This window comes from Leptospira alstonii serovar Sichuan str. 79601 (assembly GCF_000347175.1).
GTDB lineage: Bacteria > Spirochaetota > Leptospiria > Leptospirales > Leptospiraceae > Leptospira > Leptospira alstonii.
Genome location: NZ_ANIK01000112.1, coordinates 1 through 7,306, shown reverse-complemented (window position 1 = coordinate 7,306; position 7,306 = coordinate 1). Strand labels below are relative to the sequence as shown.

Annotated in this window: 5 protein-coding genes; all 5 read left to right on the top strand. The window is 32.6% G+C overall.

Annotated elements, in window-relative coordinates; genetic code table 11:
• Positions 1–761: 761 nt before the first annotated feature.
• Positions 762–4,280, top strand: coding sequence for a reverse transcriptase domain-containing protein (locus LEP1GSC194_RS18460; protein ID WP_020775014.1), 3,519 nt, complete (start codon positions 762–764; stop codon positions 4,278–4,280).
• Positions 4,277–4,996 carry a 3'-5' exonuclease gene (locus tag LEP1GSC194_RS18455; protein ID WP_020775015.1) on the top strand — a complete coding sequence of 240 codons (720 nt, stop codon included), beginning with the start codon at positions 4,277–4,279 and terminating at the stop codon, positions 4,994–4,996. Before LEP1GSC194_RS18460 ends, LEP1GSC194_RS18455 begins: the two co-directional genes overlap by 4 nt.
• A 274-nt stretch (positions 4,997–5,270) precedes the next feature.
• Entirely contained in the window at positions 5,271–5,624 is a 354-nt protein-coding gene (locus LEP1GSC194_RS18450) for a DMP19 family protein (protein WP_157229224.1), read from the top strand.
• Positions 5,625–6,180: 556 nt separating this feature from the next.
• Entirely contained in the window at positions 6,181–6,831 is a 651-nt protein-coding gene (locus LEP1GSC194_RS18445) for an LBL_2463 family protein (protein WP_020775019.1), read from the top strand.
• An 81-nt stretch (positions 6,832–6,912) separates the two neighbouring features.
• Positions 6,913–7,306 (top strand): transposase family protein (locus LEP1GSC194_RS18440; protein ID WP_036041868.1); only part of this gene is annotated, 394 nt, incomplete at its 3' end.

Below are 7,306 nucleotides of genomic sequence, written 5' to 3'. Positions count from 1 at the left end.
GAATTTCTTGTTTTGATCAACAAAGGAAAAAATGGACTCACCGAGTACGTTTCGAAGAAACGGATTGGGGAGTTGGATTTTTTCGTTTGGGGAATCTAAACATGAAATATTCACTAAACTCATAGCGAAACACAATACATTTTAGATGTACAACGTCAATTCTAAAAATAGAACCGGATTTTGACAGATTTCAGATCGAATTTATTAAAACTAGCGAATTGATCGTTTGAGTGTAGTTTAACTAAATTTCTTCATTTCGAGGGCGTCAGCTTGCGTGTAAATGACTTGTGAATAACCAAATCACTTGTTGAACGAAGGATGCAAGGAGAAGTGACGCATTCATCTTGGGTATGAGAAAAATTCCTCATCTGGTAATAACTAAGGCAATTCGCGAGTTGACAAATTGGATTCTCCAAAACTGATGCCTACGAGGAAGTGACAAAAAGAAATAATTTCACGACTCCTTAGTCCCGTTTGAACCATAGTTAAAAATAATATCATGTTTCGATAGTCACGCTCAAAATCCGATAATGAAAAATTCATAGTTTGATCCGTTAGTCCTTTTCCTAACATTATGCCAAATTCAATAGTTGCGACACCCTTGCTTTTCTTTCCGTGTTTTTGAAAGTCTTATATTGAAATGATTTTACAACTCGTTGACAATTTATTATACCTTTAAAATATATAAATATTTTAATTAATCATATAGATGGTATAAAATAAAATTCTTTAATATAATAATTTGAATTGGATAAAAATAAGTGGAAGCAAAGCTCTCAAAGTATCAAAAATATTGGATATTCAAAAAAATATCTCACTTTTTTAATAAGGATACTTGCTTCAAATATTTTCAGTCAGAACTAATTTTATTAGATTTTTACATTCACTTAATGAAATCTAATTCCTTTGAGAATTTTATTCAAAGACTAAAAAAATCCGAACTAGATAAATCTTTAACTTTTCCAAGAAAGGAATCTGTAATCAATAATATTAAGAAAAATTTGAAGTTTGAATATCCTAAATTGAGCTTCCAAGTAGAATCATTGGTTGGATGTTGGGAAGACATTTGTTTAATACAAAAAAAATACTCTGGCGAAAACTTAGGAGAACTGCTTCACGAAGAAATAGAATTTAATAGTTCCGATACTGACGATGGAATTGAATTGCCGGAATATGCAAGAGAAAGGAAGTGTTTTGGAAATAAGCCTAATTATTTTGTTCAATATCGGCCTGAATATTTAGATGATCAATCTATCTCATCGCATGAAAGAAATCTGGGGCTTCCGCTTCAAGTTGACTACAAGCGAGAATACAATTTATTCAATGCATCAATAACTAGCAGGTGCAATGATGTATTAAAAAATAAGAACAACAAGGTTCTTTTTATACAAACGGATCTTCAAGCATTTTACCATAAATTAAAATTAAGCTTTTTAATTAATTTCTTTGAAAAGTCGCATGTTCTTCGAAATACCAAAATTCTGAAATGGATAAAGGAATTAAGCATAACGCATGCATTTGAAGGCTTGCCCATAGGCTGGATATTGAGTGGATTCATTGCAAACATAGTTTTATTGGATATAAATAGTAGATTAAATAAGGAAATTCCAAAACGACTCCGATCTTCAATTCCTAAAGGTAATCTATCTGCTTATGAAGTAGAAAAAATACAGCTCTACAGTTATGTTGATGATTTTATTATTTTAATTCCGATGAGACTTAATGGTTTGCAAAACTCAAAGGAATTAGTAAAAAGTATATTTAAAATTTGTAATCAAATTTTTACAGAACAATATGATGGCACTATTTCGTTTCATGAATTTACTGATGACTCTGCAAAGTGTAAATATTTTGTAATTGATCAACATTCTGTTTCGAAATTAAAAAGAAATTTCCATGATATGAGGCTAAGCGTTCCTGCTGAAGTGGAATTTGGATTTGGCGTGAATGAGCTCATGGTGCCGCATGATCCAGAACTAGTTACTAACGAAAGAAATCAATTTAGCATTGGATTAACTGCAGCGAGAAGGGCATTGGCGAGGGGGGATGAAATCGGTAAACATAATATTAAAGAATTACTAGAAAATATGAGAAATAAAATCAAAAGTACTGAGGGGAAATATATTTCTAGAGTTTTCGGAACGTTAATTGCTATAATTGAGCGTGAAGAAAGTGAAATGTCTTTTGTTGGAGTTAAGCCGAATGAAATTAGTAAGAATGTATATGCCTGTATTGATTCTATTTTCGACATTCTGATTTCCCGTGAAAATCACCCAATAAATGAATGGGCTTCATTTATGATAAGCTTTGCTAACTTTATTTTTGAAACAGATGGTGATAAAAAGCTTCTTGACTCTTATTTTAATAAGATTAAATCCAGGGCGGTAAACGATATAAAAGATAATACTCTGGATTATATTAATATTATAAAATTAGAAATTATTCTAATGGGATTCAAGAAGGATATTCGAATAAGAAGACCGATAAATGAAGAAAAATTTAACAATGCTATTCTGAACAGAATTAGAGAAAACTATGAAATTGTTATCAATAAGAAAAGTGAGATTATTAAGAAAAGGAGAACACGAGACATTATTGATCGCTTTAGTGAAGATCGAAAAGTATTACTTAATGCGAATTATTATAAAGCTTATTCTAAAAACACTCCAAGAGAAAAATTGATAAAAGAGTATTTGGCAGATCTCAAATATCATAGTAAAAAAGGATCTCGACAGATTGAGTTATTTCTAAGCCATTCACTATATATTATTTTTGAGCAATGTACCAACAGGCAGTGCGAGGATTTGGCGATTTCCATTGATCAATTAATTAAAGAGAAATCCACAGGAGTAAGTGCAAAATTCGTAAATTTATTTGTAAGAAATATGGAATACTTCAAGAATTCTATTTTAATGAACGAGTTGGATCGCTTCAAAGAGCAGCGAACTTTATATGACTACCTCAATGAAAATGGTAAGTTAATGGAACCTATAAAATGGGTTTTCAATCGTGAGGAAATTGGCTCTTTTTATTTTGCTATTTCTTATATTTTTACATGTTCCCGATTAAATGAAATTTTAATGTTTTTAGCACATGGTCTTTTACCCATTGAAGGTCAACAATGGGTACCTTGGCGATCATCAATACTTTCTTTTCAGATAATCGGTGATAAATCGATAAAACTTTTGGAATCTGCATATGAACTTCAAATTGGAGCGAACCGCAAAGAGAAAATTAATAAAGAAAAATCTCAGGGTATTATTTCGAATTTAAATAGGTTCATACTTGAAAGCAAGGAAGAAAAGAAAATTACTCCACTTTCAATAACATATGTGAATTTTGAAAAGTTGGATAAACTCTATTCTAACAAAAGAAAAGAGTTAAGGGTAACAATTGCTCCTATTTCTTATAATATTGAGAAATCATTAAATAAGAAAACTATGGATTTTAAAAACGACAAAATTAGAAAAAAATTGAAAATGAAAATTGATGCTGCGATAGAAGAAGCAATAGCGAGAAAATCATCCTTATTAATTTTGCCTGAAATGACTTTGCCATCAAAATATCTTGATTATTTTTTAAGAAAATTGGATCAGCACGATATAATTCTGGTTGCTGGTTTAGAATATGCGAACGATGGTTCAAATGCTCAAAATATAACTGTTATTTCAATACCAGTCGTTAGATATGTTAATCCACTAGGAAAGAATCACATTCTATTTCATCAAGTTAAGAATTATCCAATGGCAGAGGAGATGCATGAATTATACAAAGGAAGATTGCAATATGCTTCAAATAATAACGTATATGTTTTTCAAACAAAGTTTTGGTCGAATTTCAGCGTATTGACTTGTTCAGATTTCCTTTCCTTAACTCTTCGTTGGATGCTTCAAAAGAAGATTCAGACTTTGATTGTTCCTGCTCAGAATTATGATAATAGCACTTATGATGTCGTAGCAAATTCCTGTATTCGTGATCTTCATTGCATTGCTATAATTTGCAATAATGGAGCCTTATCAAAAAGTTTTACATATGCACCGTACTATGAAAGTTATAAACGCTCAATATTCGAACATGTTGGAATTACTCTTCCTGAATTTCATACATTTACAATAAAGCCAGAAGAAATAAAATTTGTCCAAGAAAAAGGAAAAGGAGATGTTCCATTTAGACTTGGGAAACAAAAAAAACCTAATCCGCGTTATTCTCGTAATCGCGAGAAACTTGCAGAGTTTAAGCAATTGCCACCTGATTGGAATACAAATGAGGAATTTACATGAATTTATTGGGTATTGATTTTGAAACGAACGGCACTGACCCTTATAAATCTGAAATTATAGAATTTGGCGCAGTTCTTTGGGACTCAACCAAAATTAAACCACTCTGTATTGAATCTAACTTTATTTCTCCGAACTCAACACATTTCGAAATAGAAGAAGACGTTAAAAATTTAACTGGTATTGAAGAAAAAGATCTGTACTCCTATGGAATATCAATCGAGCCAGCAGCTAGAAGGATATTCGATTTATTAAGTAAGGCAACATGCATCGTTTCTCATTTTGGCATTGATTTTGATAGAATTATTTTAGAAAGAATGATTTCAATTATTAGTGCTAAGTTGCCGAAATTGCTTTGGATTGATACTGGCTATGATGTGAATTATCCGAAAAAAATTAGAACGAGAAAACTCGATTATTTATCTTTTGAACATGGTTTAATCCCTTATCAGAGTCACCGTGCATTATTTGATGTTTTTACAATGCTAAACATTCTCAGCAAATATGATATTAACGATGTTGTTAAAACAGCTCGAACTCCACTTTTGAAAGTTAAAGCAAAAGTAGATTACGAAAGTAAAGAACTCGCCTTGAAAAATGGATTTCATTGGAATAAGGAAAGGAAACTTTGGGAAAAAGAGATTCGTGAAGAAACTTTAAAAAAGGAAAAATATCCATTTGAAATTGAAAGAGAAATAATATTTCAAAGTCATAAATAAATTTAAAGTTTGAAATAGAACGTAAGTTGTGTAGTAAGAACCTTACAGTCGGGTAAGGAAGAATCCATAGTATACGCCGCCTCACTCCATTCAAAATATAAAAAGTATTCTTGATATTTTAAACTTCCAAATAAATACTTACCGGTTTATGAATATTCTTAAATCAATCTTATCGATGATTCGCAATTATTTTTTAACTCCGGAATACGTACTTGAATCAAAACGTATAATAATAGACGATTCCGTTATCAATTCCGGCGAAGTTTATAGGATAATGGAACCCGTTTTCTGGTATATTGATAAAATAAATGCCATTCAATTCGAGAAAGATGTTACATTTTTTTCTAAAGAGCAAATACTGATTTATTCAATTTGGTTATACCATACCGCAACCTGTGTTTATGGGCATTACTTTTTCCTCTCCTCTCCCCTTGGAGTTGTCTGGAAATATGCCTTAGAAGGATTCAATAAATTAGGTCTTACAAAGTATGAAAAAATTTTAGAAATGGCGATTTCCTACTTCAAACCATATCCGGCATCGGAAATTTCAGAACGTACCGCCCAATTAGATAAAATTCAAATTGATTTCGATGATCTTGACAGTGCGCTTTATTATGATTTATTATGATAACGACGATTCTGACTTAGATGATGCGATATTTCAATTCATCCATACTCATCGAAAATCTTTTCACTTTGACGGGTATGTAACCGTACCAAAGGACTTTCAATTCTCCTTTAAAAACTAAAACCTATGTAAAACGCTTCAAAACGCCGTTTGTCAATAATTCAAGAAAATGAAAGTAGGAAAAATTTATTTCTTATTTTCATTTTTCACGTTAACCGCCATCTCGCCTGGTTCGCGGTTGTGTATTCGATCGGATTCAATAGCCCGTTTCTATCATCGGTATTGCCTCATTTTCTTTCGATCGTATCTCTATTGTCTTCTTTGATATATTATATATTACTTATGTATTTTTGAAATCGGCGGTGCACGGTTTTTATTTTAGTCGTTTTCTCTGTCCGAATATTCAGACAGTCCTTTTCAGGTTTCACAGAGAAACTGCATCGCCCCCTTTACCGAGGTTTTAAAAGAACCCTTCTTAAAGAACTAAACCTTGCTATTTTATAAAATCGACCCAAGAAAAGTTTGATCTGTGAAAATAATGTGACATAATCAAATTATGTTAGAAAATGCATTAGAAATTACTCCAGAAAAACTCAAATCAAAAGTAAGCCCATTTGAACTACACACTTGGGATAATTCACAGGACAAAAAAATAATAAAACCGGTAAAGGAATTCAGTAAACAAATTTATAAGGAAGCAGGCTACTCGGAATATGAAACGGTTGATTTAGACAATTGGTCGAAATGGTTCTACGTAACTTATGATGGATATCATCAAGCCGCAATGAGAGTTGTAGAAAAAACTGAGGAGAATCGTATTCCTTTGGAAATCGCTCAAAGGTCCCCTTCCGGAGAACATTATAATCTTAATAATACAAATGTTGGTGACTGGAATTCGGTTTCTTTTAGACAAACAATTCTTGGAGCGCAAGCTTTCAAAATCGCGGGAAAAGCGGTCGCTGAATATTGTTTAAATCTAAATTTTAATTTAGTCTATGGATTAATTAATCCGAGGTGGAAAGGACTGCATAGGGTGTATTTAGATAATGGGGCCGTTCCATCCAATGAATTTACAGACTCTGTATATTTTCCAGGCTGTAAGTTGAGCGGGGAGCTTGCTCTCTTTCAAATAATAGAAATTGGAAAAAATACTTTACAAAGGAGGCCCTTCGGAGAATTTCGTGGGAAGAAACTACTTCATAAATGACGGTGAGAAGAGGTTGCAGATGAGTTTCGAGCAAATTTCGTCATTGCAAAATCATAACATAACCAATGAATAATATTCCTAATGAACGCAAACGAAAACTTAGAAAAACATTACTCTCTCCTTTTAGGAATCTCATCACCTTGGTCGGTTGAAACCGTAGAATTAAATATCGCAGCAAAGAAAGTAGATATCGAAGTCTCATACGATGAGCGGGAAGCTGTAGAGTGTCCGGATTGTGGTAAAAAATGTCCTCGGAAAGATCATACAGAAAAAAGAACCTGGCGCCATTTGGATACGATGCAATTCCAGACATTGATTCATGCTCGAATCCCACGCGCTCAATGTGAAGCTCACGGCGTAAGAAACGTAAAGTTGCCTTGGAGCGAACCGTATTCCCGGTTTACGTTGTTGTTTGTAAAATTCGCAATCGATGTAATCAAAGCCTGCGGGAATGTATCGGACGCGGCAGCGCTTT